At 58.4% G+C, this 25,573-nt stretch carries 27 protein-coding genes; 8 read left to right on the plus strand and 19 right to left on the minus strand.

Annotated elements, in window-relative coordinates:
- Positions 1-105: 105 nt before the first annotated feature.
- The 3 genes from EI290_RS11695 to EI290_RS11705 all read left to right on the plus strand — a co-directional run bounded on the left by EI290_RS11695 (position 106) and on the right by EI290_RS11705 (position 3,717).
- Complete coding sequence (locus EI290_RS11695; protein ID WP_125430214.1) at positions 106-756, plus strand: response regulator; 651 nt, start codon at positions 106-108, stop codon at positions 754-756.
- A gap of 482 nt (positions 757-1,238) precedes the next feature.
- On the plus strand, positions 1,239-2,030 hold the full coding sequence (locus EI290_RS11700) for a 3'-5' exonuclease (RefSeq protein WP_125430217.1): 792 nt from the start codon (positions 1,239-1,241) through the stop codon (positions 2,028-2,030).
- Between the two features lie 391 nt (positions 2,031-2,421).
- The gene (locus EI290_RS11705) at positions 2,422-3,717 is read left to right on the plus strand and encodes an OmpA family protein (RefSeq protein WP_185816965.1); all 1,296 of its coding nucleotides are present in this window, start codon (positions 2,422-2,424) and stop codon (positions 3,715-3,717) included.
- A 73-nt stretch (positions 3,718-3,790) separates the two neighbouring features.
- Here the strand turns inward: EI290_RS11705 and EI290_RS11710 are convergent, their stop codons facing one another.
- The 5 genes from EI290_RS11710 to nuoK all read right to left on the minus strand — a co-directional run bounded on the left by EI290_RS11710 (position 3,791) and on the right by nuoK (position 9,480).
- The gene (locus tag EI290_RS11710; protein WP_125430223.1) at positions 3,791-5,203 is read right to left on the minus strand and encodes an NADH-quinone oxidoreductase subunit N; all 1,413 of its coding nucleotides are present in this window, start codon (positions 5,201-5,203) and stop codon (positions 3,791-3,793) included.
- A gap of 123 nt (positions 5,204-5,326) precedes the next feature.
- The gene (locus EI290_RS11715) at positions 5,327-6,796 is read right to left on the minus strand and encodes a complex I subunit 4 family protein (RefSeq protein WP_125430226.1); all 1,470 of its coding nucleotides are present in this window, start codon (positions 6,794-6,796) and stop codon (positions 5,327-5,329) included.
- Positions 6,796-7,065, minus strand: coding sequence for a superinfection immunity protein (locus EI290_RS23025; protein WP_125430229.1), 270 nt, complete (start codon positions 7,063-7,065; stop codon positions 6,796-6,798). The genes EI290_RS11715 and EI290_RS23025 overlap by 1 nt, the downstream gene beginning before the upstream one ends.
- A 4-nt stretch (positions 7,066-7,069) precedes the next feature.
- The gene (gene nuoL, locus EI290_RS11725) at positions 7,070-9,016 is read right to left on the minus strand and encodes an NADH-quinone oxidoreductase subunit L (protein WP_125430232.1); all 1,947 of its coding nucleotides are present in this window, start codon (positions 9,014-9,016) and stop codon (positions 7,070-7,072) included.
- Between the two features lie 131 nt (positions 9,017-9,147).
- A complete protein-coding gene (gene nuoK, locus EI290_RS11730) occupies positions 9,148-9,480 on the minus strand; it encodes an NADH-quinone oxidoreductase subunit NuoK (RefSeq protein ID WP_125430703.1) in 333 nt (110 codons plus the stop codon).
- 480 nt (positions 9,481-9,960) lie between these two features.
- Here nuoK and EI290_RS11735 point away from each other — a divergent pair, with 480 nt between their 5' ends.
- The 3 genes from EI290_RS11735 (at position 9,961) to EI290_RS11745 (ending at position 11,733) form a co-directional block, all read left to right on the plus strand.
- Positions 9,961-10,422 carry a MaoC family dehydratase gene (locus EI290_RS11735; protein WP_125430235.1) on the plus strand — a complete coding sequence of 154 codons (462 nt, stop codon included), beginning with the start codon at positions 9,961-9,963 and terminating at the stop codon, positions 10,420-10,422.
- A 199-nt stretch (positions 10,423-10,621) separates the two neighbouring features.
- Positions 10,622-11,227 carry an RNA polymerase sigma factor gene (locus EI290_RS11740; protein WP_246008934.1) on the plus strand — a complete coding sequence of 202 codons (606 nt, stop codon included), beginning with the start codon at positions 10,622-10,624 and terminating at the stop codon, positions 11,225-11,227.
- Positions 11,228-11,352: 125 nt separating this feature from the next.
- Entirely contained in the window at positions 11,353-11,733 is a 381-nt protein-coding gene (locus EI290_RS11745; protein ID WP_185816966.1) for a hypothetical protein, read from the plus strand.
- A 48-nt stretch (positions 11,734-11,781) separates the two neighbouring features.
- Here EI290_RS11745 and EI290_RS11750 read toward each other — a convergent pair whose 3' ends face one another.
- The 12 genes from EI290_RS11750 to EI290_RS11805 form a co-directional block, all read right to left on the minus strand.
- On the minus strand, positions 11,782-12,315 hold the full coding sequence (locus tag EI290_RS11750; protein ID WP_125430238.1) for a YegJ family protein: 534 nt from the start codon (positions 12,313-12,315) through the stop codon (positions 11,782-11,784).
- Positions 12,316-12,326: 11 nt separating this feature from the next.
- Complete coding sequence (locus EI290_RS11755) at positions 12,327-12,836, minus strand: NADH-quinone oxidoreductase subunit J family protein (protein ID WP_125430241.1); 510 nt, start codon at positions 12,834-12,836, stop codon at positions 12,327-12,329.
- A gap of 98 nt (positions 12,837-12,934) precedes the next feature.
- Positions 12,935-13,498 (minus strand): NuoI/complex I 23 kDa subunit family protein, encoded by a 564-nt coding sequence (locus EI290_RS11760; protein WP_125430244.1) that lies wholly within the window; start codon positions 13,496-13,498, stop codon positions 12,935-12,937.
- A gap of 132 nt (positions 13,499-13,630) precedes the next feature.
- A complete protein-coding gene (gene nuoH, locus EI290_RS11765; RefSeq protein ID WP_125430247.1) occupies positions 13,631-14,713 on the minus strand; it encodes an NADH-quinone oxidoreductase subunit NuoH in 1,083 nt (360 codons plus the stop codon).
- Positions 14,714-14,802: 89 nt separating this feature from the next.
- The gene (locus tag EI290_RS11770) at positions 14,803-15,807 is read right to left on the minus strand and encodes a 2Fe-2S iron-sulfur cluster-binding protein (protein WP_125430250.1); all 1,005 of its coding nucleotides are present in this window, start codon (positions 15,805-15,807) and stop codon (positions 14,803-14,805) included.
- Positions 15,808-15,956: 149 nt separating this feature from the next.
- Positions 15,957-17,297 (minus strand): NADH-quinone oxidoreductase subunit NuoF, encoded by a 1,341-nt coding sequence (nuoF, locus tag EI290_RS11775; RefSeq protein ID WP_125430253.1) that lies wholly within the window; start codon positions 17,295-17,297, stop codon positions 15,957-15,959.
- A gap of 12 nt (positions 17,298-17,309) precedes the next feature.
- Positions 17,310-17,579 (minus strand): hypothetical protein, encoded by a 270-nt coding sequence (locus EI290_RS11780; protein WP_125430256.1) that lies wholly within the window; start codon positions 17,577-17,579, stop codon positions 17,310-17,312.
- Positions 17,580-17,591: 12 nt separating this feature from the next.
- Positions 17,592-18,161 (minus strand): NADH-quinone oxidoreductase subunit NuoE family protein, encoded by a 570-nt coding sequence (locus tag EI290_RS11785; protein WP_125430259.1) that lies wholly within the window; start codon positions 18,159-18,161, stop codon positions 17,592-17,594.
- Between the two features lie 22 nt (positions 18,162-18,183).
- Positions 18,184-19,452 carry an NADH-quinone oxidoreductase subunit D gene (locus tag EI290_RS11790; RefSeq protein WP_125430262.1) on the minus strand — a complete coding sequence of 423 codons (1,269 nt, stop codon included), beginning with the start codon at positions 19,450-19,452 and terminating at the stop codon, positions 18,184-18,186.
- A gap of 117 nt (positions 19,453-19,569) precedes the next feature.
- On the minus strand, positions 19,570-20,133 hold the full coding sequence (locus tag EI290_RS11795) for an NADH-quinone oxidoreductase subunit C (protein WP_125430265.1): 564 nt from the start codon (positions 20,131-20,133) through the stop codon (positions 19,570-19,572).
- 95 nt (positions 20,134-20,228) lie between these two features.
- The gene (locus EI290_RS11800) at positions 20,229-20,783 is read right to left on the minus strand and encodes an NADH-quinone oxidoreductase subunit B (protein ID WP_317127470.1); all 555 of its coding nucleotides are present in this window, start codon (positions 20,781-20,783) and stop codon (positions 20,229-20,231) included.
- Between the two features lie 72 nt (positions 20,784-20,855).
- Complete coding sequence (locus EI290_RS11805) at positions 20,856-21,248, minus strand: NADH-quinone oxidoreductase subunit A (RefSeq protein WP_125430268.1); 393 nt, start codon at positions 21,246-21,248, stop codon at positions 20,856-20,858.
- Between the two features lie 132 nt (positions 21,249-21,380).
- Between EI290_RS11805 and EI290_RS11810 the strand changes: the two genes are divergently transcribed.
- Positions 21,381-21,971, plus strand: coding sequence for a Uma2 family endonuclease (locus EI290_RS11810; protein WP_125430271.1), 591 nt, complete (start codon positions 21,381-21,383; stop codon positions 21,969-21,971).
- An 83-nt stretch (positions 21,972-22,054) separates the two neighbouring features.
- On the opposite strand, the gene pruA is transcribed toward EI290_RS11810, so the two are convergent.
- Positions 22,055-23,719, minus strand: coding sequence for an L-glutamate gamma-semialdehyde dehydrogenase (pruA, locus tag EI290_RS11815; protein WP_125430274.1), 1,665 nt, complete (start codon positions 23,717-23,719; stop codon positions 22,055-22,057).
- Between the two features lie 169 nt (positions 23,720-23,888).
- On the opposite strand from pruA, the gene EI290_RS11820 reads away from it, so the two are divergent.
- A complete protein-coding gene (locus tag EI290_RS11820; RefSeq protein ID WP_125430276.1) occupies positions 23,889-24,878 on the plus strand; it encodes a glycoside hydrolase family 43 protein in 990 nt (329 codons plus the stop codon).
- A gap of 13 nt (positions 24,879-24,891) precedes the next feature.
- Here the strand turns inward: EI290_RS11820 and EI290_RS11825 are convergent, their stop codons facing one another.
- Positions 24,892-25,440 carry a hypothetical protein gene (locus EI290_RS11825; protein WP_125430279.1) on the minus strand — a complete coding sequence of 183 codons (549 nt, stop codon included), beginning with the start codon at positions 25,438-25,440 and terminating at the stop codon, positions 24,892-24,894.
- Positions 25,441-25,573 lie beyond the last annotated feature (133 nt).

The raw sequence follows: 25,573 nt of genomic DNA on the forward strand, positions 1-25,573 counted from the left end.
TCTCACCATCCCACTATCTCTTCATCTGCTCACATCATCATGCAGTAGCGCCGTGTAGCCTGGGTGTGTACCTTAGCTAAAATCCCCTCTTTGCTACGTGTTACTATGTCAGTTTCCGCCCGCGTTCTGATTTATGAGGACAATCCCGACTTGCGGGCCAGTCTGAGCCAGTTGTTGGGGAGTTCCTCCGACCTGGAGCTGCTGGCAGCACTAAGCAACTGCACCCGCGCCGAAGAAGATGTGAGGCTCTACCAGCCCGACGTGGTGCTCATGGATATTGATATGCCCGGGTGCACTGGCATCGAAGGGTTGCGCCGCATTAAGCAGGTGGCACCCCAGGTGCAGGTAGTAATGCTGACTGTATTCGAGGAAAATGAGCGGGTGTTTGAAGCCGTTTGTGCTGGTGCCGATGGATATCTGCTGAAGAAAACGCCCCCAATCAAAATTCTGGAAGCCATTGGCGAAGTGCGGTCCGGTGGTGCGCCCATGACGCCCGCCATTGCCCGGCAGGTGTTGCGGCTGTTCCCAAAGCCCATGCCCCGCCAACAGCCCGATGAGCAAAACGGCGTACTGAGTGCCCGGGAGCAGGAGATTCTGCGGCTGCTGGTAGAAGGCTACAGCTACAAGATGATTGCCGCCGACCGGGGCATCAGTATCGACACCGTTCGGTCACACATCAAGAAGATTTACGAAAAGCTGCACGTACGCTCCATGACGGAGGCCGTAAGCAAAGCCCTGCGCCAGGGGCTCACGTAGCCCCCAACAAAACACCGGTTGAGGCACTTTGCGGCAACTACACTGGCCGAACCGCCCTTGCAGCCCGCCCACCCAATTCACATCATCATGCTATTGCCTGAGGGCCACGAATTGCGCAACTTTCTGTTGCCCAACGGCTCCGGCGAAGCTGCGTTACGCGGTGGGTCATCCGGGGCCGGCTGGGCAGCCGCCTCACACCTGCACCTGTCATGCGCAAGCCTCGTCGTGAACTCCTGATTACCCTGCTGGGCCTCTGGCTTACCAACCGGCCCGCCCTGGCCTGATGCCTTCTGTTGCAGTCGGTGCCTGATAAGCCTGATGTGGGCTTTCCGGACCCGCGCCTGGCCCGATTTTGCCGGCAGTAGCCGCCAGAGTCGGGCCAGGCGCGGGTCTGGCCTGTATAGAAAGCAGCAGCAGTACACTATTTTATCTGTTATGGGCGCTATATTTCCTTATTCGCTCGCCCTTTAGTCTCCGTCCGTATGCGCCTGCTCCGCGACCTGAAGCTCGATGAAATATTTGTGCTGGACATCGAAACGGTGCCCTGCGTAGGCAACCACGACGACCTGGCCGGTATGCTGAAGGAACTGTGGGAACACAAATGCCACGCATTACGCCGCGAAAAGGGCTGGATTTCGCACCACGACCATATTGCTCCCTTGCCCGATACCCTGCACGCGGCCGCCCTCTTCGAGCAGGCCGGCATTTACGCCGAGTTTGGCCGGGTCGTGTGCATTTCGCTGGGGCGTTTTCGCCCGGCTGCCGATGGTAGCAGCAGCTTCAGCGTCAAATCGTTTTACGGGCACGACGAGCGGCAACTGCTACAGGAGTTCAGCCAGGTTATCAGTCAACGGCCGCATTTCCGGCTGTGCGGGCACAACGCCAAGGAGTTCGACCTGCCCTACCTCTCACGGCGTATTCTCATCAACGGGCTGGAACTTCCTCCCCACCTGGATACGGCCGGAAAAAAACCCTGGGAACTCACCCACCTGGATACCATGGAGCTATGGAAGTTCGGGGACCGGAAATCCTTTACTTCCCTGAGCCTGCTGGCGGCAATGTTCGGCATTCCTACGCCCAAGGATGATATTCAGGGTAAAGATGTAGCGCGGGTCTACTACGAAGAAAACGACCTGCCCCGCATTGCCCGCTACTGCCAAAAAGATATTATTACCACCGCCCGCCTGCTGCAAAAATTCCGCGGTGAAGAGCCTTTCTCAGACGACGCTGTGGCCTACGCCAACGAGGAAACCGTGCTGCTACGCCGTGCCTGAATCATATGGGCAGTTGGCAAACTGTCCTCAAGAGCCTGTCTCGTTCCGGAGAGGTCGTCATTCCTCGACTCCGCTCGGAAGGACGGTTCTTCTATGCAACCGTCAATACAGCCTTGATCAGAAGTGTGGCACACCTTAAGAATTCTTTTCTATCAGGCCCCCGCTCTGCTGTGGAGGGAAGGCAGTGGGGGTGAGGTAAACCCTTGAAGGATGCTCCCGTAAGTCGTGCGCCAAGCCACTGTATCCGGCAGTCTAGCCCCCGGTATACCCCACGTTTTACTACACAAAGCGCCAACCCCCACTGGTGTTGACGCTTTTTTATTGCTTTATTAATAATTATTCAAATAAAAAATGTAGTTTTATTTATGTTGGATTTAAAGGGATGGTAAGTATGGAACAGTCACTCGCAAGTGTTACGCACTTTTCGTTTAGCAATGACCTGCTGAATCAATTGGCGCAGGAAACTCAGGAAAGCGTGCCCGCGCTCCGCTCGGCCCTCACCCGGGCTATTCCGGTAGCAGTGCAAGCCCTGGCTGGGCGGGTAAGCGGGCCCGACGGCCCCGAAACTATCTGGAAGCTGGGGCGAGAGGCATATGGAGCCAGCGTGCTGGAGCCCATGGCCACCGAAACCCACCATGGCTGGATTGCCCGGGGCGAATCGTTGATGCGGGGCCTGCTGGGCGAATCCTACCACTTCACGGCCCTGCGGGTGGCTACGGCAGCCAATTTCGGGCTGCCCGTAGCCGAACGGGTACTTAGTGCGGCGGCCGTAGCGGCTTTGGGCGTTATCGGGGAGCATAGCCAGGAGCACAACCTTACGCCCGAAGCTCTGGCCGCTTGGCTGGTGCAGGAAGGCGGCCGCCTGCCGGGTATGCTCCTTCCCACTTCTGAGCCAACCCCGGTTGCAACGGCCCCGGATGCAGTAGCGCCTACCCCTGGGCTGGCAACTGGGGTATGGGCCCCGGTAGGCGGCGGACAAACCTACACACCTCCCGCTGTAGGTGGAAGCGAAGGGCGCAGTCCGGTACGGTGGCAATGGGGGGCACTATTACTGGCGGCAGTAGTGCTGGGCTATGTATTCGGCAATTGGCAGGATATGCCCTTTAAACAAAGCAATAAAGTAGGGGTAGCTGCTACGCCTCTGGCAGCGGCTACCCCTTCCGGAAGCCAGGGCGGGCGCTACGATGCCTCTACCGGCAACTATATCTACGATACCGGCCAGCCCCTCATCCTGCACCTAGCCGATGGTACTACCCAGAAGGTAGGGGCCACCTCCACCGAAAACCGCCTTTATACCTTCCTGGCCGACCCTACCCAGCAAGTGGACTCCGTGAACCGAACCAAAGGCTGGATTAATTTCGACCGGGTGTATTTCGAGCCGGGAGCCACTACGCTCACCGACGAGTCGTTTCTGCAGCTGCGCAACGTGGCCAGTATCCTCAAAACCTTCCCGGCTTCGGTGGTAAAAATCGGCGGATATACCGACAGCACCGGCAATCCGCTCAAAAACTTCCAGCTCAGCGAGGAAAGGGCCAAAACGGCTATGCTGGCCATTGCCGGGATGGGCGTTGATATCAACCGGGTGCAGGCCAAAGGCTACGGCGGCAAGTATTTCATCACGCCCAACACCACGCCCGAGGGCCGCGCCCTCAACCGCCGCATCAGCATCCGGGTCATTAAGAAATAGTCTGGAGGTATAGCAACAAAAAGAGCGGCCCACGGCCGCTCTTTTTGTTTTATTCGCAGGTGAGCAAGCTTGCCTACAGCACGCCAGCCACCAGACCGGGCAGCACACCCAGCAACACCGTGAGGGCCGCCAGCAGCAGCAGCGCGCCCGCCTGGAAGGTCGTAACGGGTACGGCCTCGCTGGTCGTCACGTCGGTGTCGCGCATGTACATGGCAATGATGGGGCGCAGGTAGTAGTAGATGCTCACCATCGACATTACCACGGCAAATACCACGAGGCCGATATAGCCATTTTCCACGGCCGCCGAAAACACGAAAAACTTGCCGAAGAAGCCACCCGTGAGCGGAATGCCGGCCAGGCTCAGCATGGATACGGTGAGCGAGAAGGCCAGCAGCGGGTTGGTTTTGGCCAGCCCGTTCAGGCCGTTGTAGTCCTCGCGCTGACGGGCATCCGCCACCAGCTTCACCACCCCAAAGGCCGCCACCGTGGCCACCGAATAGGCCAGGGAGTAGAACAGAATACCATTCGCCGAAGCACCTACCAGCTGCCCGTTGAAGGCCACCAGGGCAATCAGCAGGTAGCCCGCGTGCGATACGCTGGAGTAGGCCAGCATCCGCTTGATGCTGGTTTGGGCCACGGCTCCCACGTTGCCGATGAGCAGCGTAAGCACGCACATGGCAGTGAGCGTGGGCAGCCAGATGCCCTGGGCGTTGGCGGCCGGGAAGGCCTGTACCAGCAGCTTCAGGAAGGCGGCGAAACCGGCCGTCTTCACAATAGTGCTCATGAAAGCAGCAAAGAACGTCGGCGTGCCCTCATACACATCGGGCGTCCAGAAATGGAAAGGCGCGGCCGATACTTTGAAGCCCATACCAATGAACATCAGCAGCATGCCGATGTAAAGCATGGGCTTGAGCGACTCAAAGCCGGGGGCGGGGTTCTGCACCGCGAAGCTGATGTTGCTGAGTACGAACGTACCGGTAGCCCCGTACACCAGCGCCACCCCGAACAGCAGGATGCCGGTGAAGAAGGCACCCATCAGGAAGTACTTCAGGGCGGCTTCGTTAGAGCGCAGGTTGCGCTTGTCGGAGCCGGCCAGCACGTACATGGCAATGCTCAGCGTCTCAATACCCAGGAACAGCATCAACAGGTGGTTGTAGCTCACCAGCATAATGGCCCCCACCAGCGAGAACAGCAGCAGCGAGTAGTACTCGGCCAGGTTGGTTTCGCCGTCGAGCACGTACTTCTGGGAGAAGGGAATCAGCACTAACGCCGTCAGCAGCACAATGCCCGTGAAGGCCACCGAGAAGTCATCGATGGTGAGCATGCCGTTGAAGTACGACTCGGTAGTGCCCCAGTCGATGAAGTTCACCGTCAGCACCAAACCCAGGATGAGCATCATCACGGGCAGCAGCAGCCGGTTGGAGCGGCGGAAACCCAGGAAGAGGTTGCCTAGGCCCAGAACGGAAAGTAGAATGATGGAATTCATGTTCGTCTCAATGTAGCGCGAAGCCTTCGCTTCGCGTATCGTTGGAATCGTTGAACAAGCAATAGGTGCCGGGGCAAACCAAGTCGTTCAACGATACGCGAAGCAAAGGCTTCGCGCTACAGATTAGCGTTTTACTACCTCGTTCAGAATGTTCATCACGCTGCCTTCCGACAGGTGCAGGAACGTGTTGGGGAACAGGCCAATCCAGAACACCAGCACGATAAGCGGCACCAGCAGGGCCAGCTCCGAGCCGGTGAGGTCGGTGAAGGTTTCGGTGAACGAGGAATCGGGGCCGAGCATTACGCGCTGGAACATGCGCAGCAAGTACACCGCACCCAGGATGATGGTTACGCCGGCTACGGCACCCATCCAGTGGTTGAACTGGTACACGCCGCCCAGCAGCAGAAACTCACCTACGAAGCCGTTGGTGAGGGGCAGGGCCACCGTGCCCAGCAGCAGCACCAGGAAGCACACCGTGAGCACGGGCGCTTTGCGGGTGAGGCCGCCGAGGTCGGCAATGTTGCGGGTGCCGGTGCGGCGCTCAATGGCGTCGGCAATGAAGAACATGCCCACCACGTTCACGCCGTGAGCCAGCATCTGAATGCTGGCACCCTGCATACCCATTGGGGTCAGCGAGAATACGCCGGCAATCATCAAGCCCACGTGAGAGAGGGATGAATAAGCAATCAGACGCTTCACGTCCTGCTGGCGGATGGCAATGATGGCGCCGTAGATGATGCCGATGATAGCCAGAATCAGTACTAGGTTCTGCCAGTAGTCCACGCCCATGGGCACCACCGGCAGCAGCCAGCGCATGCAGCCGTAGATACCCATTTTCAGCATGATGCCCGAGAGCAGCATGGTGGCCGGGGCCGGAGCCTCGGTGTAGGTATCGGGCTGCCAGGTGTGGAAGGGGAAGATGGGCATCTTCACGGCGAAGGCCGCAAAAATCAGCCAGAACAACCACATCTGCGTTGCGGCAGTCAGGTTCAGGTTGTAGAACGAAGCCAGCGCCGAGTTATGGGCCGAGAGGCCGTCGGCCGAAGGACCAGTCTGGAAGTAGAGGTACACGAAGCCGGCCAGCATGAACAGCGAGCCGATGATGGTGTACAGGAAGAACTTGAACGTAACGCGGGCCCGGTTTACGCCGCCCCACACGCCAGCCAGGAAGTAAATCGGAATCAGGGCCACTTCCCACATGAAGTAGAACAGGAAGGCATCCTGAGCCGTGAACACGCCCACCAGACCGGTTTGCATGAACAGCACCAGCGCGTAAAACACCGACTCGTTCTCGAAGTTGCGGCGGAAGGCGCTCAGCAGAATCACGGGCACCAGAACGGCCGTCAGCAGCACCAGCAGCAGGCTCAGCCCGTCCATGCCCACCGCAAACTGAATGCCCGCCGAGGGAATCCAGTTGAGGTTGTAGGAGAATTGGCCGCTGTTATTGGCGTTGAAGGTAAGAGCGGCATAGGCTGCCAGCGCAAATTCAACCAGGGCCGCGCCCAGCGCCGGAACCCGGGCCGCACGGCCTTTGAAGAAGTGCAGCAGCAGGGCGGCCGCCACGGGCCAGAGTAGAAGAAGGACAGTCAGCATTAGCTAAGCGAGTTGTTCCGATGACGTCCGAGCCGATGAGAAGCAATTGCTTCCCGGTCAGCAAACGACACTTTAAGCGCAAGATGTAAGGCGAAAAACCATCCGATGATAGTCCAGCCCAGAAGTAAATTCAGAAGGAATATGGTGCGGATGTTCTGCTGGTCGCGGCCGATTATAGTGGGCATCAGATAGCAAACGAACGGAAGTAGGATTCCTGGAAAGGAAATACCCGGCTCAAATACATCTGCTAGAAGAAGGACGCCCAGCATAACCCTAGAACTTCCCGAAGTTCAGCGCCATGACCAGCACGATGCCCACCACCATCAGGATGAGGTAGGTTTCCACGGAGCCGGTTTGCACGTAGCGCAGGAGCTGACCCCCGCCCATGGTCAGGCGGCCGAAGCCGTTCACGATGGGGTCGATGATGCCGTTTTCCACGTAGCGGAACAGGCCGCGCGAGAGCCACATGATGGGCCGCACGATCAGGGCGTTGTACAGCTCGTCGATGTAGTACTTGTGGTACACTAGGTTTTCGAGGAAGCCGCGCGACTCGCCGTCTTCCACCGGGCGCACCCCGCGGCTCACGTACTGCACGTAGGCCAGGATGATGCCCAGCACGCCCGCACCCACCGAGAGGCCAATGAGCATGAGCTCGGTAGCGTGGTCGGCGTGTACGGCGAAGGCGGCCGGGTTCAGCTGCTTGGAGTAAGTGAACAGCGGCGCGAGGTAGTTAGAGAGGTACGCGTTGTCTTCACCCAGGAAGAAAGGCGCGTTCATGAAACCACCCACGGCGGCCAGAATAGCCAGCACGATGAGCGGCAGCGTCATGGAAGCCGGCGACTCGTGCAGGTGGTGCTTCTGCTCCTCAGTGCCCCGGAACTCACCGAAGAAGGTGAGGAACAGCAGGCGGAACATGTAGAAAGCCGTCAGGAAGGCCGTGAACAGACCCACCGCGTACAGCACCTTGCTGTGCTCGAAGGCATGCAGCAGGATTTCATCTTTCGAGAAGAAGCCCGAGAAGGGCGGGATGCCGGCAATGGCCAGGCAGCCTACCAGGAAGGTGATGAACGTAATGGGCAAGGCTTTGCGCAGGCCGCCCATGCGGCGCATATCCTGCTCGTTGCTCATGGCGTGAATCACAGAGCCCGCGCCCAGGAACATCAGCGCCTTGAAGAAGGCGTGGGTGAGGACGTGGAACAGGCTGGTGCTGTAGCCCATCACGCCCAGGGCCAAAAACATGTAGCCCAGCTGCGAAACGGTGGAGTAGGCCAGCACCTTCTTGATGTCGTTTTGGGCCAGGCCGATGGTGGCGGCAAACAAAGCCGTAGCCGCGCCGATGATGGCAATGACTTCGAGGGTATCGGGGGCCAGCGTGAACAACACGTTGGCGCGCAGAATCATGTAGATACCGGCCGTTACCATGGTCGCGGCGTGAATCAGGGCCGAAACCGGGGTGGGGCCGGCCATGGCGTCGGGCAGCCAGGTGTAAAGCGGCAGCTGGGCCGACTTACCAGTAGCGCCCACGAACAGCAGCAGCGTAATGGCCGTTACCACGCCCGTGCCAATCTGCAGCGTGCTGGCCTTCTGGAACACCTCGGCGTACTGCACCGAGTCGAAGGTCAGGTAAATCAGGAAGATGCCCAGCAGGAAGCCCAGGTCACCTACACGGTTGATAATGAAGGCTTTCTTGGCGGCGTTGTTGTAGGCGGTGTTCTTGTTCCAGAAGCCGATGAGCAGGTAGGAGCACAGCCCCACACCTTCCCAGCCGATGAACAGAATCACGAAGTTGGCACCCAGCACCAGCACCAGCATGCTGAACACGAACAGGTTCAGGAAACTGAAAAACTTGCCCACGTTCTCGTCGTGGTGCATGTAGCCGATGCTGTAGACGTGAATCAGGAAACCCACGCCCGTCACGAGCAGCAACATAATCAGGCTGAGCTGGTCGATCTGGTAGCTGAAGGAAATCTGCATCGAGCCGACCGAAATCCAGTCGAACAGCGTGACGGTGTACTGATACTGGAAGTTCAGGAACAGGAACACCGAAATGGCGAACGAGCCCAGCACCGCCAGGCTGCTGATAGCGCCGGCCACCGTGCCCGAAAGCTTACGGTTCAGCAGCCCGTTGATCAGAAAGCCCAAAAACGGCAGCAGCGGAATAAGCACGTACAGGAACGTGGAGTACGGCGCGCCGGCAGCGGGAATTACAGTTTCTTGCATAAGTCAGGGATGCAGAAGCACGTCTGTCATCCTGAGCGGAGCGAAGGACCTTATCACGTTAGAACGATAATCGTTCAGAAATAATCCAGACGTGATAAGATCCTTCGCTTCGCTCAGGATGACAATACAAATCAGAACTTCAGGCGGTTGAGCAGGTTAACGTCGGTGTTTTGCAGGTTGCGGTAAATCATCACAATAATGGCCAGGCCTACCGCTACTTCGGCGGCGGCCACGGCCATGATGAAGAACACGAATACCTGCCCGTTGGGGTCGGCACGGTAGGCCGAAAAGGCGGTCAGCAGCACATTTACGGCATTGAGCATTAGCTCCACGCACATAAAAATGATGATGGCATTGCGCCGGGTAAGCACGCCCAGTACTCCAATGGAAAACAGAGCAGCGGCGAAGAAAACGTAGTACTGAAGCGGAACCGTTTGGATTACCTCGGGAATGTTCTGGTCCATGCGCAGGGGCTGACGGCGAAAAAAGGATGTCACGCACCCGCCACCGGGTGAGGACAACTAGCCGGCAAAGGTATCCTGAAAATCGGAAAACGCCACCCCTAAATGCGGTTGTGTAACGCACTGACTAGGGCGAAAATTCGCGGTGAAGTCCGGTGAGAGAAACATAGTTTGGGTGTGGGGAAGGCCAGGCAACGAAATGCACCCCGCCAGTTTCACTTGGCAAACCCAAGTTGTGGACCACCGCCAGCAGCCAGTTTCCCTCCTCGGATGCGGAGGTAGGGCAGGGTACCCATTGAACATTCACTAGTGGCTGGTCCTGATACCGGCCTGCCATCATCCACTACTTCTTGCCCCTCCGTATCTGAGAAGGGGACTGGCTCCAGCCACTACTTCGCAATTTGGGTTTGCAAACTTCGGCATCAACGGTTTGGCAACCGTACATTCGTTTCTTTATTCCCCATTCCCCATTCCCTCTACCCTATGAGCCTTACCATCGGCAGCCTTTCCGAGCTGCAGCAATACGAAGAGCAGGAACTCGGCTTGTCGGCCTGGCATACCATCACGCAGGAGCAAATCAACCAGTTTGCCGCCGCCACGCTCGACTTCCAGTGGATTCATCTGGACGCGGAGCGGGCCCGGGCCGAGTCGCCGTTTGGGGCTACCATTGCCCACGGGTACCTCACCGTATCGTTGCTGCCCTACCTCTGGACGCAAATCGTGAGCATCGAGAATCTAAAGATGCAGGTGAACTACGAAATAGAGAGCCTGCGCTTCAACCAGGCCGTGGCAGTAGATAGTCAGGTACGACTACGCGCCAAACTACTGTCCGTGAAAGATCTGCGCGGTATTGCCAAAGCTCGCATTGAAGTAACTCTGGAAGTTGAAGGTAGCCGCAAGCCGGCATACACAGGCATTATCACCTTCCTGTATCACTTTTTGTAGGAGATAGTAAGACTCTAAACTTGTCATCCTGAACAGCGCAAAGGATCTATCACGTAAGCAACGACGCTATACAACTGTTGTGCAAGCGTGGAAAGGTCTCTCGCGCTGCTCAGGATGACAGGCGCTAGTATTACCAACCCAAAAGAAATTTCGCTGGCTGATAAAGTATCTTCCGGCCCATTCCGTCTGCCTCTGCAGAATGGAAACTCTTGCTCTATCACTCGATGCCACGCGGATGACGGCCGGCCACCAGGACCTGCAGATTCAGGAAGCCGTACGTACCCAGCGCAAGCGGCTGCTGGCATTCATCCGCCGCCGAATTCCCGATGAAGCTGAGGCCGAAGACGTACTGCAGGACGTGTTTGCCGAGCTGGTGGAAAGCTACCGGGTGATGAAGCCCGTGGAGCAGGCCGCTGCCTGGCTGTTCCGGGTAGCCCGCAACAAAATCACCGACCTCTACCGCCGCAAAAAGCCCGTTTCCCTGGAAAACGAAATGGCCGCATTTGCCGCTGACGGCGACGAAAACACCCTGCTGCTGGCTGACATCCTGCCCGCTGTAGACGATGCCCCTGAAAACCGGCTGCTGCGCGAAACCCTCATGGAGGCCCTCAGCGACGCCCTGGCCGAGTTGCCTGCGGCCCAGCGCGAAGTATTCATCTGGCACGAACTGGAGGATAAAACCTTCCGCGAGATGGAGGAGGAAACCGGTGTTCCGCTCAAAACCCTGATTTCGCGCAAGCACTACGCCGTGCAGCACCTGCGCAAACGCCTCCGCACGCTCTACACTGAGCTGTTTACGGACTGAAATTTGGGTTGTTGATTGCTGGTTATTAGTGGTTAAGACACGCTATACTTGTAAAGAGTATAAGTTGTTCCGATACCAGATAACTAACAACTGACAACCAGCAACTGACAACTAACAACCTCAAGATGAACCGCTCCTTTTGGCTGCTACGCGGCCTCAAATTCATATTCTTTGCCGTTTTGTTTGTAGCCGTGGCCGGCTACGTCACCATGAGCCTGTGGAACTGGCTGCTGCCTGGCCTGTTCAATCTGCCGCTCATCAGCATCTGGCAGGCGCTGGGGCTGTTGGTGCTTTCGCGCATCCTGTTCGGGGGCTGGGGCGGCCGGGGCCACCGCGCCGGCTGGGCTCATAAACGCCGACTGTGGAGGCAGAAAATGGAAGCCAAAATGGCCACCCTTTCCCCCGAAGAACAGGAAAAATTTCGCCAGAAGATGGAAGGGGTCTGCGCCGGCCCGCCTTGGATGCGCCGCCGGGCAACTGAACCCGACCACACAGCTTCAGCATAAGCCAGTAAAGCAGCAGCGGCACCTGAGGAATCAGGTGCCGCTGCTGCTTTATTCTATAACCATTTTCAACTGCTGATCGAACTGTTTTTGCTCTTCGGGATTGAGTCTACTTCGCACAACACGAATGGAGTAGCCGCCTACCAACTTACCGTTACGTGTGTAATTCCAATCTGTAATAGAGTCTTTGTGAACAGCTACCTGCTGACCAAATTTAACTACGGTAGTAAATTCTGGCTCGTTATCTATAGTGCCCAAAAGTGAGTCACCTTTTACTTGAATATCCGTTAGCCAAATGTGCTCATTAGTCCCATCTGAAGTTGGAAAAGCGGCCTTTATTCCAAAGTTGTAGGCTGCAGTATCGCCGCTGGTTAAAGCAACAATAAACTGATCTACCGTTTTGCGACTGTCATACAGTGCCACCGTCATTTCCGCATCATCAGACGGAGCGAAGTACATACGCTTTACTGCATTCCAGCCAGGTTTTTTATCTGCTGACTGGCAACTACCCAAAAGCAAAGCGGCTATTCCGCAACTCACTAGGTAGAGTATCGAAAATAGCCGCTTACCGAACAGGTTTTTCACCTGGCTGATACTTAGAAGTTACGCTCGCCTACTTCGCGCTTGCCGAGCATTACGGCGCCTACCATAGCTACCAGAAACAGCACAGAAGCCAGTTCAAAAGGCAACAGGAAGTCCGTGTAGAGCTTTAAGCCCAACTGGTCTACCATGCCAATCTGTGAGTTGAAGGCGGTACCCGTTACTCCAACTGGATGCACATCTTTCAGGGCTGCCACGAGAATGAGCAGGAGGGAGCCCCCGGCTACGGCCGCCGCAATTTTGGCCAGCGCCGGCTTGTGCGGCTCGGTGTCCACGTTCAGGTTCAGGAACATAATCACGAACAGGAACAGCACCATAATGGCTCCGGCGTACACGATGATGTTCACGGCCGCCAGAAACTGCGCGTTCAGCAACAGGTAGTGTCCTGATAAGGAAAAGAAAGTCAGAATCAGGAACAGTACGCTGTGCACCGGGTTTTTGGCAAATACCACACCCAGCGCGCTCAGCAGCGCCACAAACGACAGGAAGAGGAAAAGAGGAGACATGCAGTTAGTTGTCAGTTGTTAGTTGTCAGTTGTTAGGGAGAGGATGTTAGGTATCAGAGCATGAATAATTCTGACAACTGACAACCAGCAACTAACAACTACGCCAAGCGCGCCCGTAGCGTGTCGGCTTGGTCAGCTGTGAGCTGGATACCGCGCACGGAGCGGGCGTCCGGCGACACGGGCTCTACCAGACGGTCCTTGCCGTAGATAAACTCGTCTCGCTCGTAGCGTGGGGGCGCAATTTTATCGGGCTGCAAATACACGGCCGCCTTGGGGCACGCCTCTTCGCAGAGGCCGCAGAAGATGCAGCGCAGCATGTTGATTTCGTAGCTGATGGCGTACTTCTCCTCGCGGTAGAGGCCTTCCTCACCTTTCTTCCGCTCGCCGGCCACCATGGTAATGGCTTCGGCGGGGCAGGCCACGGCGCAGAGGCCGCAGGCGGTGCACCGCTCCCGGCCCTGCTCGTCGCGCTTGAGCACGTGCAGGCCCCGGAAAATGGGTGCGAAGGGACGTACCTCCTCGGGGTAGCGCACGGTGGCCTTCTTCATAAAGAAGTGGCGCATCGTAATGCTCAGGCCCTGGAAGATGGCCGGCAGGTAAGCCCGCTCAGCCAGCGTCATGGGCTTCTTCTCTAGCTTCTTGGCTCGGTTGGTGAGTTGCATACTATGGTTCCTTCTGTCAGTCTGAGTGGAGTAATGGCTCTTTTTCCGCTAGAGCAAGCCGTTAACTACGAGTCTCGTTCTGCTTGTATAAGATTCTTCGCTCCGCTCCGGATGACAAAGTAAATGAAGTTGTTACTGAATCACGCCGGCCAGAATAAGGCCGCCGGTGAGCAGAATGTTGAAGACAGCCAGCGGAATGAGAATGGTCCAGCCCAGGCGCATCAACTGGTCGTAGCGGAAGCGCGGCAGGGTCCAGCGAATCCACATGAAGAAGAAGATGAAGGCAAAAATCTTCAGGAACAGGCCCACGGTGCCCAGCAGGGTAATCAGGTTCTGGGCCGAAGCCAGTTCCCAGCTCTGGCTGTTCACGAACCAGTCGCGCAGCTCATACTGGAAGGGAAAGTTGAAGCCACCAAAATACAGCACACTCATCACGGCCGAAGCCACAAAGATGTTGATGTACTCCGCAAACAGGTACAGGCCCAGCTTCATCGAGGAGTATTCGGTGTGGTAACCACCCACCAGCTCCGTTTCGCACTCCGGCAAGTCGAAGGGTGTCCGGTTGGTTTCAGCAAAAGCACACACCAGGAAAATGATGAAGCCCAGCGGCTGCCGTACAATATTCCACATGGCCCATTCGCCCGGTGCCGACTGCTGCAGCGTGATTTCGCGCAGGCTCAGGGTACCCGACATCATCAGCACGGCAATCAGGGCCATACCCATGGCCAGTTCGTAGCTGATGTTCTGCGAAGCCGCGCGGATGGCACCCAGCAACGAAAACTTGTTGTTGGAGGCCCAGCCGCCAATCATCACGCCGTACACGCCCAGCGACACCACGCCGAACACCCACAGCATGCCGATGTTCACCTCAATACCCTGCAGAAAAAAGGCGTTGTTGCCGAAGCTCATGTTGTTGCCGAACGGAATTACCGCCGACGACATCAAGGCCGTAATCATGGCCAGGCAGGGGCCGAAGATGAACAGGGCTTTATTAGCACCGCCGGGGAAGAACTCTTCCTTCGTAAACATCTTCACGGCATCGGCCAGGGGCTGCAGCAGACCGTAAGGGCCAGCACGGTCGGGGCCCACGCGGTCCTGCAGGAAGGCTGCAATTACGCGCTCCGCGTAGGTGCAGTACGTCGCAATGAGCAGTGAAAGCGCAAATACGACGAAGATGACAATGGATTGCCAGCCGAGGGCAGGTAGTTCGAGCATTGGTGTAGTTGTCAGTTGTTGGTTGTCAGTTGTTAGTGCAGGCTGTCCTCTCTGTTCAAGACTGACAACCGACAACTAACAACCAACAACTAGTTACCTAATTTCAGCGGTGGGTTTTGCTGCAGGTCGCGCACGGTGCTTTCGGGCAGGTCGGCTACTACCGACTGGTTCAGCACGGGCAGCTCGTAGTGGTTGGCCGAAATAACCGAGGAACGGTCAATGTGGGCGGGACCTTCGATTTGCCAGTCCGAGGTTTCCTTTTTCTCGAAGCGGCACTCGTTGCAGATCCACTCCTTTACCTCGCCGTACTGGTCCTTACGGGCGGTGGTGCGCAGCACGTCCTTGCCTTTGTACCAGAGCACCACGTTGCCGGAGCACTTGGGGCAGTCCCGGTGGGCATTCACCGGCTTGGTGAACCACACCCGCGACTTAAAGCGGAACGTCTTATCGGTAAGAGCACCTACCGGGCACACGTCAATCACGTTGCCGGAGAAGTCGTTGTCGATGATGTTCTCGATGTAGGTGCCGATTTCGGCGGCGTCGCCGCGGCCCAATACGCCGTGCACCCGGTCGCCCTTAGCAATCTGGTCCGCGGTGTACACGCAGCGGTAGCACAGGATGCAGCGCGTCATGTGCAGCTGAATCAGCGGCCCAATGTCGATTTTCTCGAAGGTGCGGCGCTCTTCCTGGTAGCGAGTGGTGCTCACGCCGTGCTCGAAGGCGAAGTTCTGCAGATCACACTCGCCGGCCTGGTCGCACACGGGGCAATCCAAGGGGTGGTTGATGAGCAGCATTTCCACAATGCCCTTGCGCACGTTCAGCACCTGCTCGTTGGTGGTGTTTTCCACCACCATTCCGTCCTGCACCGGCGTCACGCACGAGGCCACCAGCTTGGGCATGGGGCGCGGGTCCTTAGCCGAACCGGCTGCCACGCGCACCAGGCAGGCACGACACTTACCGCCCGAGCCTTTCAGCGGGGTGTAGTAGCACATGGCCGGGGGCACGATGCTGCCGCCAATCTGGCGGGCCGCATTCAGGATGGTGGTTCCGTCCGGAACTTCCACCTCGATGCCGTCGAAAGTTATTTTAGCCATTATTGGTTGAAATCGTTAGGATTTCGACTGATCTGCACAACAAAGGACGTCATGCTGAGCTTGCCGAAGCATCTCTACCGGGGGTAATTAATTAGCAATGCAACGAAGCGGTAGAGATGCTTCGGCAAGCTCAGCATGACGTTCTAAAGTTACACCAGCACGGCACCGGCCCGGTACACCGCGCCGGGTTGGGCGGCTTCCTTGGCGTGGGTCACGTGCCACTCAAACTCGTGGCGGAAGTGGCGCACGGCGGCGGCTACGGGCCAGGCGGCGGCTTCACCGAGGGGACAGATGGTGTTGCCCTCGATTTGCTTGGCTACGCTCACCAGCAGGTCGATGTCCTCCATGTGGCCGTGGCCGTGCTCCAAACGGTGCAGCACCTTTTCCATCCAGCCCGTACCCTCGCGGCAGGGCGAGCATTGCCCGCACGACTCGTGGTGATAGAAGCGGCTGAAGTTCCAGGTATTGCGCACGATGCAGGTGGTCTCGTCCATGGCAATGAAGCCCCCCGAACCCAGCATGGTGCCCGTCACGAAGCCCCCGTCGCTGAGCGACTCGTAGGTCATCAGGCGGTTTTCGCCGGCAGCGGTTTTGAGGATCAGCTCTTTGGGTAGAATCGGAACGGACGAACCACCGGCCACCACGGCCTTCAGGTCGCGGCCTTTCCAGATGCCGCCGCAGTACTCATCGGAGTAGATGAATTCCTCGACGGGCAAACCCAACTCAATTTCGTAGATGCCGGGCTTGTTGAGGTGGCCGCAGGCCGAAATCAGCTTGGTGCCGGTGCTCCGGCCGATGCCAATTTTGGCATACTCGTCGCCACCCTCGTTCACAATTACCGGCACGGCGGCAATGGATTCCACGTTGTTGACCACCGTGGGGCGGGCGTAGAGGCCCTGCACAGCCGGGAAGGGCGGCTTGTTGCGCGGGTTGCCGCGCTTGCCTTCCAGGCTTTCCAAGAGGGCGGTTTCCTCACCGCAGATGTAGGCACCGCCGCCGGGGTGCACGTGCAGGTCCAGGTCGTAGCCCGAGCCCAGGATGTTCTTGCCCAGGAAACCAGCCGCATAAGCCTCGGCAATGGCTTTTTCCAGGATGCGCAGCACATACAACAACTCGCCGCGGATGTAGATGTACGAGGTGTTGGCGCCCAGCGCGTACGAGCTCGTAATCATACCCTCAATAAGCAAGTGGGGCAGTTTCGACATCAGCTGACGGTCCTTGAAGGTGCCCGGCTCCGATTCGTCGGCGTTGCAGACGAGGTAACGCGGCACACCCTCGGGCTTGGCCAGGAAGCTCCACTTCATACCCGTGGGGAAGCCCGCACCGCCGCGGCCCCGCAGGCCCGATTTCTTTACTTCTTCCACCACCTCATCGGGGGTCATCGTTTTCAGGGCCTTCTCCACCGAGCGGTAGCCACCGTGCTTGCGGTACCCTTCCAGGGTGTCGATGCCTTCAACGTTAATATGTTCGGTCAGCAGTTTGCGTCCCATAGTCGTAGGCGTTTAGCCGTTGTATTTAGCTTCTAGTTCGGTCAGGCGCTGCTCAAAGGCTGCGTTTACCTGTTGCTGCTGTCCGAGTGCTTTATTGATGGAGTAAGTCATAAACTCCATGTTTTTCCGGTTCTCATCCAGAAGCGTATTGAACATATTGTTCGTATGCTCCTGCTGCTTCACAACAACAGACGCCACTCGATTAAGGGCTTCTTTCATCTCGTGCATCTCAATGAGAATTTCCGAGACAATCAGCGGCAGGTCTTTATTCCGTTCGTCCATGGCGGCAGAGGGCTAGTTGCGGGCCAGCGCGTTCGGGAGGCCGTTTTCTTCCCAAGGTAGCGCCGGGCGGTGCACCTGGTTGCGCAACTCCGTGAGCATGGCGTCCACGGCTTCCGGGGTATCAAGTTGCTCGTAGTACTTCTCGCGGACCTGCACGATGGGGGCGAAGCCACAGGCGGCCAGGCACTCCACTTCTTTCAGCGTAAACAGGCCATCAGCCGAAGCTGGGCCGCCTACTTTGGCGCCGGTAATGCGCTCCAGATGGGCCGTCAGCTCGTCGGAGCCACGCAACATGCAGGGGCCCGTGCGGCAAATTTCCAGCACGTGCTTGCCTACCGGCTTGAGGTTGAACATGGTGTAGAACGACGACACCTCGTACACTTCAATGGGCTTTACGCCCAGCACTTCAGCCACCAGGTCCTGCACTTCGGGGCTCACCCAGCCACCAAATTCGGCCTGGGCAATGTGCAGCACCGGCAGCATAGCGGATTTGCGCCGCTCGGCGGGGTATTGTTTGCAGATACGCTCAATCTCGGCCTTGGCGGCTTCAGAGAATTGCGGCTTGACGGCAGTCGTCTCCATAACAGTTGAATTCAGCAAAAAACTACGCGTCCAGCTCCCCGGCAATTACGTTCATCGACGACAGCGTCACGATGGCGTCGGAGAGGGTCTGGCCCACCACCATTTCGGTATAGGCCTGGTAGTAAATGAAGCAGGGACGGCGGAAGTGCAGGCGGTAGGGTGTGCGGCCACCATCGGAAACCAGGTAGAAGCCCAACTCGCCGTTGCCACCTTCCACCGAGTGGTACACCTCGCCCACGGGGGCATCAATCTCACCCATCACAATTTTGAAGTGGTAGATGAGGGCCTCCATGTTTTTGTACACGGCCTGCTTGGGCGGCAGGTAATAGTGCGGCGCATCGGCGTGGTAAGGGCCTTCGGGCAGGTTTTCCAGCGCCTGGTTGATAATGCGCAGGCTCTGCCAGATTTCCTCGTTGCGCACCATAAACCGGTCGTAGGTGTCGCCCTTGGTGCCCACCGGAATTTCAAACTCGAAGTCCTGGTAGCTGGAATAAGGGTTCATCACCCGCACGTCGTAATCGACGCCGGCGGCGCGCAGGTTGGGGCCGGTGAAGCCGTAGTTGAGGGCTCGCTCGGCGGAAATAGCGCCCACGTCCACCACCCGATCCATGAAGATGCGGTTGCGGTTGAACATCTTCTCGAATTCCGTCATGACGGCCGGGAAGCTTTTCAGCCAAGCGCGCAGCTTTTGCAAAGCTACCGGCGTGAAATCCCGCTCCATACCGCCTACGCGGCCCATGTTGGTGGTCAGGCGGGCACCGCTTACTTCCTCGTAGATTTCGTAGATCTTCTCCCGCTCGTCCATCAGGTAGAGGAAGCCGGTGAAGGCGCCCGTATCTACCCCCAGAATGCCGTTGCAGATCAAGTGGTCGGAAATGCGGGCCAGCTCCATCAGAATCACGCGCATGTATTGGGCACGCTTGGGTACTTCCACGCCCAGCAGCTTCTCCACCGTCATGTGCCAGCCCATGTTGTTGATGGGCGACGAACAGTAGTTCATCCGGTCCGTGAGGGGCGTAATCTGGTAGAAGGGCCGCCGCTCGGCAATCTTCTCGAAAGCCCGGTGGATGTAGCCGATAGTGGGTACCCCCGACACAATCCGCTCCCCATCCATCTGCAGAATGTTCTGGAAGATGCCGTGGGTAGCGGGGTGGGTGGGGCCCAGGTTTAGGGTAGTCAGCTCCTGGTTGAAGTCGTTGACAGTGGGCGCCAGCGGATTGATCCGGGCCTGCTGCTCGCGTGCTTCCTCTATGATTTTATGGGTGCCTTCCAGCGTGTCGTTTACTGCCATTGTGTAATTGTCATCCTGAGCGTAGCGAAGGACCTTATCACGTCCGCGCCACTGGGGTTACTAACTCTGGCAAAGGCAGCCGTGATAAGGTGCTTCCTTCGTCAGCATGACAAATAATTATCGTCCGAAAAACAGGTCGGTTTTATCTTCGCGGGTGCCGTCTTCCAGGGCGTACTCCTTGCGCATGGGGTGGTAGTCCATGTCCTCCACATTGAGGATGCGGATGAGGTTGGGGTGACCGGGGAAGATGATGCCGTAGAAATCGAAGGCCTCGCGCTCCATCCAGTTGGCGGTGGAGTAGAGGTCGGTCAGGGTAGGTACTACCGGGTCGGCAATGGGGAAGAAAATCTTCAGCCGCAGCCGGATGTTCTGGGTGAGGCTGTGCAGGTGATACACCATGCCCAGCTCCTGGCCCTCCCGCTCGGGGAAATGCATGCCGCACATGGTGGTCAGGAAATTGAGCTGCAACTCCTGATCCTGCTGCAAACCAGCCACAATGTCGTGAATCCGCTCCCGGGTAGTGGTGGCGGTGAGCAGGCCGTAGGGCTCCTCCACGTCGGTGAAGGCGTCCTCACCGAATAAGCGGTGCAGCAACGCCAGCAGCTGCGCGTTTTTCTGCGCGGCCGGATCTTTGGCAGCCGCTTCTTCCTGGGCCGGAATGGATTCGTTCTGGTCAGCCATATGCTTATTAGTTTCTGGTTCCTAGTTGCTGGTTTCTAGTAGTTTAACGGCCGATTCGCTTGACAACTAGACACCAGCAACTGGAAACCAGCAACTTATTTAATGTTATAAGATGCCAGCAGGGCCTGGTACTCGGGTGAATTGCGGCGGCGCAGGGACTCGTTTTTGGCCAGGTCCTGGATGCGCATTAGCCCGTCGAGCACCTGCTCGGGGCGGGGCGGGCAGCCGGGAATGTACACGTCCACCGGAATGATCCGGTCGATGCCCTGGAGTACGGAGTAGGTATCAAAAATGCCGCCGGAGCAGGCACAGGCGCCCATGGCCAGCACCCAGCGGGGCTCGGCCATCTGCTCATATACCTGCTTTACAATGGGGGCCATTTTCTTGGCAATGGTGCCCATCACCATCAGCAAATCAGCCTGCCGGGGTGAGAAGGAGGGACGCTCCGAGCCGAAGCGGGAAATATCGTAGCGGGAGCCCATAGTGGCCATAAACTCGATGCCGCAGCAGGAGGTGGCGAAGGGCAAGGGCCAGAGCGAGTTGGCGCGGGCAATGCCCACCACTTTCTCCAGCGAGGTAGCGAAGAAGCCCGCTCCTTCCATGCCCTCGGGGGCATCTACCATTTTAATTTCAGGAATTCTAGTATCCATGCGAATAAGTCAGGTTAGGAAGCGGAGATACTCCACTTGAAAGCAACACCGGGCCGGGCCCAAAGGTTGCTGCTAACGGCTTTCATTCCAGCGCAAAACGCCTTTTTTAATGACGTACGCAAAGCCCGCCATCAGCAGAGCCAGGAATACAATCATCTGGTAGAAACCGGAGGTACCGAGGGCGCGGAAGTTCACGGCCCAGGGATACATAAAGATTACTTCCACGTCGAAAAGCACGAAGAGGATGGCCGTGAGGAAGTACTTCACCGAAATTGGGGTACGGGCGTTGCCCACCGATTCGATACCACACTCGAAGGCTTCATCCTTCACCACACTCTTGCGGCGCGGACCTACCAGGTGGGAAACAATCATGGCGAAGGCCACGAAAGCAATGGCCAAGACGAACTGCACAACAATCGGCAGAAAGTCAGCGGGTTGGTAATTAGTCGGAACGGCGAGAAGCATAGGCTGCGACAGGGTAAAGCCGTGTAAATACGGCATGGAAGGCAAAGGTACCACGAAATGCGGGCGGAACAAACGGGAAATCAGCCTGCAGGGGAAAGGCGTATATTTGGTGAGAATATCAGCCCCCTCGCTATGGAACCAGTATTTACGACACCTCGTCGCTACACAGTAGAGGAGTATTTCGCGCTGGAAGAGGTATCGGAGCAGCGGCACCTGTATTATCGGGGCGAAGTCTTTGCTATGTCAGGCGGGCTGGGAGTACACAATCTCACAGTGCTTAACTGCGTGATGAGTCTACGCAATGCGCTACGTGGCAAAGGCTGCCGGGTGTATGCCGAGAACATCCGACTGGCCGTACGTGAGGGGGAATTGTACACATACCCGGACGTGATGGTGACCTGCCACCCCGACGACTCACCGGATAAAATAATGATGCACCACCCGGTGCTCATCATTGAAGTATTGTCGCCGGGAACGGAAAGCCATGACCGAATCTGGAAGTTCAGCCGCTACACGCAGCTGGCTTCGTTGCAACACTACCTGCTGGTATCGGCCGATAAGTGGCTGGTGGAGTGGTACCGGCGGGAGCCGTCGGGCGTGTGGTCATTTACGCCGCTGGCCGGCCAAGACGAGGCGGTGACGATTCCGGAACTGGGTATTTCGCTGCCACTGGCTGAACTGTACACGGAACTGGACATTCAGCCGCAACTCGATAAACCCTAACCGGAATAAGGGTGGGCACTACACAAAAACGCCGCCCCGGTTTTCCGAGGCGGCGTTTCCCTTGTGCTTATTCTGGCAAAAGACTACAAACCCGTATCCTTATTCAGATCCTCCGCCGGAGCCGAGCCCAGGAAGGGGTAACGGTAGTCCGTAACCGGTACGAAGGTTTCCTTGATGGCGCGGGGCGACACCCAGCGCAGCAGGTTCAGCAGAGAGCCGGCCTTGTCGTTGGTGCCGGAGGCGCGGGCCCCGCCAAAGGGCTGCTGGCCCACCACAGCGCCGGTAGGCTTGTCGTTAATGTAGAAGTTGCCGGCGGCCTGCACCAGCTTCTTCGAGGCCAGATCGATGGCGTAGCGGTCCTGGGCGAAAACGGCGCCGGTGAGGGCATAGGGCGAGGTAGTATCCACCAGCTCCAGCGTCTCCTCGAACTTGTCGGCATCGTACACGTGCACCGTTACTACGGGGCCGAACAGCTCCTCGCACATAGTCACGTACTTGGGGTCTTTGGCTACTATAACCGTGGGCTCGATGAAGTAGCCTTTCGACTTATCGTAGTTGCCGCCGGCCACGACTTCGGCGTTCGGGTCGGCCTTGGCTCCGTCGATGTACTTGGCCAGCTTATCGAAGCTCCGCTCGTCGATAACGGCATTGATGAAGTTCGAGAAGTCCTCCACGTCGCCCATCTTGAACGATTTGAGGTCCTCCTTCACGTAGCCCAGGATTTCGTCGGCCAGGTTGGAGGGCAGGTACACGCGCGAGGCGGCCGAGCACTTCTGACCCTGGTACTCAAACGCGCCGCGGCTGATGCCCACGGCTACGGCTTTGGCGTGGGCCGTGCGGTGGGCCACAATGAAATCTTTACCGCCGGTTTCGCCCACGATGCGCGGGTAGCTGCGGTATTTGTGAATGTTCTGGCCGATGGTTTTCCAGATGTTCTGGAATACGCCCGTGGAGCCGGTGAAGTGAATACCGGCAAAGTCACGGTGGTTGAAGATAACTTCCCCGGCGGTGGGGCCGTCCACGTACACCAGGTTAATTACGCCGTCGGGTACGCCGGCTTCCTTGAACAACTCCATCAGCACCTGGGCTGAGTAGATCTGGGTGTTGGCGGGCTTCCACACTACCACATTGCCCATCATGGCTGCTGAAGAGGGCAGGTTGGCAGCAATGGAAGTGAAGTTGAAGGGCGTGAGGGCGAATACGAAGCCTTCCAGCGGGCGGTGCTCCAGGCGGTTCCACATGCCGGGCTGGCTCTGGGGCTGCTGCCGGTAGAGCTCCTGCATGAAATGCACGTTGAAGCGGAAGAAGTCGATCAGTTCGCAGGCGGCGTCAATTTCGGCCTGGAAGCAGTTTTTGCTCTGGCCCAGCATGGTGGCCGCGTTGATGCGGGCCCGGTAAGGGCCGGCCAGCAAATCGGCGGCTTTCAGGAAGATGGCGGCGCGCTGCTCCCAGGGCAGCTCGGCCCACTGGGGGCGGGCAGCCAGGGCCGCGTCAATAGCCTGCTGCACGTGCGCGGCCGAGCCTTCGTGGAAGTGGCCGAGAGTATGCTGGTGGTCGTGGGGCGGGGAGATGCGCTGGGTGTTGCCGGTGCGCACTTCCTGGCCGCCGATGTGCATAGCAATGTCGCGCTCCTGCTGCTTGAGTTCCTTCAGGGTCTTGAGCAGCTCGGTCCGCTCGGGCGAGTTGGGGGCGTAGCCTTTTACAGGCTCGTTGATGGGGACGGGGACGTTGAAAAAGCCGTTGGCCATAATGGAGTGCTGGTTTGGCGTGATGGGTGGTGGGGAAGGCAAAGGTAGCGCGCTGCCGGGAATGATGGGGCGAAGCTGCACGGGCCTGTGTCCGGACGGGCCTGTCGGCTACAGACTGTTCAGCCCCAAAACTGCGTATACCGGCTCACACCCCAACCAAGCACACCGCATGGCCTCCACCTATCAAAACCCGGTCTGGGACTTCGACTTTCCCGACCCCACCATTATCCGGGCTTCCGACGGCTACTATTACGCCTACGGAACCCAGACCAAGCGCCCCGGCGGCGCCATCATCAACCTGCAGGTGGCCCGCTCCCCGGATTTGGTGCAGTGGGTGTATCTGGGCGAAGGTCTGCCGGAAAAGCCGGCCTGGGCCCGTCGGCACCAGAAATTCTGGGCCCCGCACGTGAGTGAGCACGCGGGCACATTCTACCTCTACTACTCCGCCAAACCCGACTGGGGCAGCGGGCTGTGCCTGGCCGTAGCCACGGCCACCGAGCCTGCCGGGCCGTTCCGGGACGTGGGCGCCCCGCTGCGGCGCGGCAAGGATTTTCAGGACATTGACCCCATGGCCTTCGACGACCCGGCTACCGGCAAGCGGCTGCTGTACTGGGGCTCGGGCTTCGGGCCGCTGCGGGTGCGGGAGCTGGCCGATGACCGGGTATCCTTCAAGCCCAACAGCAAAACCCGCAAGCTGCTGCACCCGGCCGGGACCGGCGACCCGCGCCGCTACGACCAGTTGCTGGAAGGTAGCTGGGTTATCCTGCGCCACGGCTGGTACTACCTGTTCTATTCGGGCAACAACTGCTGCGGGCCCGCGGCCCATTACGCCGTGCTGGTGGCCCGCTCCCGCCACGCCCTCGGCCCCTTCGAGACGCTGGCCGAAGCTACCGGCAACCCGTACGCCACCCTGCTCGAAGCCAACCGCCACTGGCACGCGCCCGGCCACAACTGCGTGGTAACCGATGCCGCCGGCCACGACTGGCTGGCCTACCACGCCATCAACCCGCAACAACCCACTTTCGACGCCATCGACGACGAGCAGGGCCATTCGCGCCGGGTGCTGTTGCTTGACCGGCTGGAATACGTGGATGACTGGCCCCGCGTCGTGACGGGCGGTACGCCCTCGTGGCAGGAGCAGCCGGGACCGGTGGGGTAGGGTACTACGATTTCTACAGCCGCCCCAGCAGTGCCCGTACCTGCCATTCCAGATCAGCGAGTGAGCCGGAGTTGTGGATGGTGAAGTCGAAGTTGGGGTAGTGGTCGAGGGCGGTTTCGCTGGGGTGGTCATCGTCGCGGGTGCCGTCGCCGCGCTGGTGCAGCGGGTCGCCTTCCACGCGCACCATCAGGCCGCCCCGGCTGCGGATGAGGTCAGCCTCATTGGGGAAGCGCACATCCGGAATGAGCGTGTGCTGCTCGGTGGGTAGCTGCGAGAAAAAGGCCTGCACCCAGATATCCGGCTCCCACTGGCGTAGGGCCAGGCCCACCTGCTGGAGCATTTCGCCCCGGGTGCGGCCAAAGGCCGGTAGCTTCTCGGCCTTACCCTGCTGGGAAAAATACGGGGCGGTACCCTCGCCGGCCAGGGCCGCACACACCGCTTTAATGGGCTCACCTACCGAGCGAATGTGCCAGCGCTGCTGCGGCTGAAGCTGCTGAATCAGCCGGGCTACGGTATCCTTACCACTACCGCGCCGGCCCGAAAAACCAAGTAAGCGAATCATGGGGCAAAGGTAAGGACAGATGCTTGCGTGGGCATCTGGCAACTTGAGCAGCGCAACTCACCCTGGTGTAGCTGAGTTACCAACCAATGGGATAATGCCCTTCGTCCCTGCACACGGCGCGGCATGCGCAGGC

The sequence above is a fragment of the Hymenobacter metallilatus genome, assembly GCF_003944705.1.
In the GTDB taxonomy this organism is placed as follows: Bacteria; Bacteroidota; Bacteroidia; order Cytophagales; family Hymenobacteraceae; genus Hymenobacter; species Hymenobacter metallilatus.

Excerpts from the sequence above, each read along its gene's own strand:
- EI290_RS11705 (WP_185816965.1), top strand. The coding sequence starts at position 2,422 with ATGGAACAGTCACTCGCAAGTGTTACGCACTTTTCGTTTAGCAATGAC.
- EI290_RS11760 (WP_125430244.1), bottom strand. The coding sequence starts at position 13,498 with ATGCAACTCACCAACCGAGCCAAGAAGCTAGAGAAGAAGCCCATGACG.
- EI290_RS11745 (WP_185816966.1), top strand. The coding sequence starts at position 11,353 with ATGAACCGCTCCTTTTGGCTGCTACGCGGCCTCAAATTCATATTCTTT.
- EI290_RS11820 (WP_125430276.1), top strand. The coding sequence starts at position 23,889 with ATGGCCTCCACCTATCAAAACCCGGTCTGGGACTTCGACTTTCCCGAC.
- nuoF (WP_125430253.1), bottom strand. The coding sequence starts at position 17,297 with ATGGGACGCAAACTGCTGACCGAACATATTAACGTTGAAGGCATCGAC.
- EI290_RS11785 (WP_125430259.1), bottom strand. The coding sequence starts at position 18,161 with ATGGAGACGACTGCCGTCAAGCCGCAATTCTCTGAAGCCGCCAAGGCC.
- EI290_RS11755 (WP_125430241.1), bottom strand. The coding sequence starts at position 12,836 with ATGTCTCCTCTTTTCCTCTTCCTGTCGTTTGTGGCGCTGCTGAGCGCG.
- nuoK (WP_125430703.1), bottom strand. The coding sequence starts at position 9,480 with ATGGACCAGAACATTCCCGAGGTAATCCAAACGGTTCCGCTTCAGTAC.
- EI290_RS11715 (WP_125430226.1), bottom strand. The coding sequence starts at position 6,796 with ATGCTGACTGTCCTTCTTCTACTCTGGCCCGTGGCGGCCGCCCTGCTG.
- EI290_RS11700 (WP_125430217.1), top strand. The coding sequence starts at position 1,239 with ATGCGCCTGCTCCGCGACCTGAAGCTCGATGAAATATTTGTGCTGGAC.
- EI290_RS11710 (WP_125430223.1), bottom strand. The coding sequence starts at position 5,203 with ATGAATTCCATCATTCTACTTTCCGTTCTGGGCCTAGGCAACCTCTTC.
- EI290_RS23025 (WP_125430229.1), bottom strand. The coding sequence starts at position 7,065 with ATGCTGGGCGTCCTTCTTCTAGCAGATGTATTTGAGCCGGGTATTTCC.
- EI290_RS11770 (WP_125430250.1), bottom strand. The coding sequence starts at position 15,807 with ATGGCTAAAATAACTTTCGACGGCATCGAGGTGGAAGTTCCGGACGGA.
- EI290_RS11740 (WP_246008934.1), top strand. The coding sequence starts at position 10,622 with ATGGAAACTCTTGCTCTATCACTCGATGCCACGCGGATGACGGCCGGC.
- EI290_RS11695 (WP_125430214.1), top strand. The coding sequence starts at position 106 with ATGTCAGTTTCCGCCCGCGTTCTGATTTATGAGGACAATCCCGACTTG.
- EI290_RS11735 (WP_125430235.1), top strand. The coding sequence starts at position 9,961 with ATGAGCCTTACCATCGGCAGCCTTTCCGAGCTGCAGCAATACGAAGAG.
- EI290_RS11795 (WP_125430265.1), bottom strand. The coding sequence starts at position 20,133 with ATGGCTGACCAGAACGAATCCATTCCGGCCCAGGAAGAAGCGGCTGCC.
- EI290_RS11800 (WP_317127470.1), bottom strand. The coding sequence starts at position 20,783 with ATGGATACTAGAATTCCTGAAATTAAAATGGTAGATGCCCCCGAGGGC.
- nuoH (WP_125430247.1), bottom strand. The coding sequence starts at position 14,713 with ATGCTCGAACTACCTGCCCTCGGCTGGCAATCCATTGTCATCTTCGTC.
- EI290_RS11825 (WP_125430279.1), bottom strand. The coding sequence starts at position 25,440 with ATGATTCGCTTACTTGGTTTTTCGGGCCGGCGCGGTAGTGGTAAGGAT.
- pruA (WP_125430274.1), bottom strand. The coding sequence starts at position 23,719 with ATGGCCAACGGCTTTTTCAACGTCCCCGTCCCCATCAACGAGCCTGTA.
- EI290_RS11805 (WP_125430268.1), bottom strand. The coding sequence starts at position 21,248 with ATGCTTCTCGCCGTTCCGACTAATTACCAACCCGCTGACTTTCTGCCG.
- EI290_RS11810 (WP_125430271.1), top strand. The coding sequence starts at position 21,381 with ATGGAACCAGTATTTACGACACCTCGTCGCTACACAGTAGAGGAGTAT.
- EI290_RS11780 (WP_125430256.1), bottom strand. The coding sequence starts at position 17,579 with ATGGACGAACGGAATAAAGACCTGCCGCTGATTGTCTCGGAAATTCTC.
- nuoL (WP_125430232.1), bottom strand. The coding sequence starts at position 9,016 with ATGCAAGAAACTGTAATTCCCGCTGCCGGCGCGCCGTACTCCACGTTC.
- EI290_RS11790 (WP_125430262.1), bottom strand. The coding sequence starts at position 19,452 with ATGGCAGTAAACGACACGCTGGAAGGCACCCATAAAATCATAGAGGAA.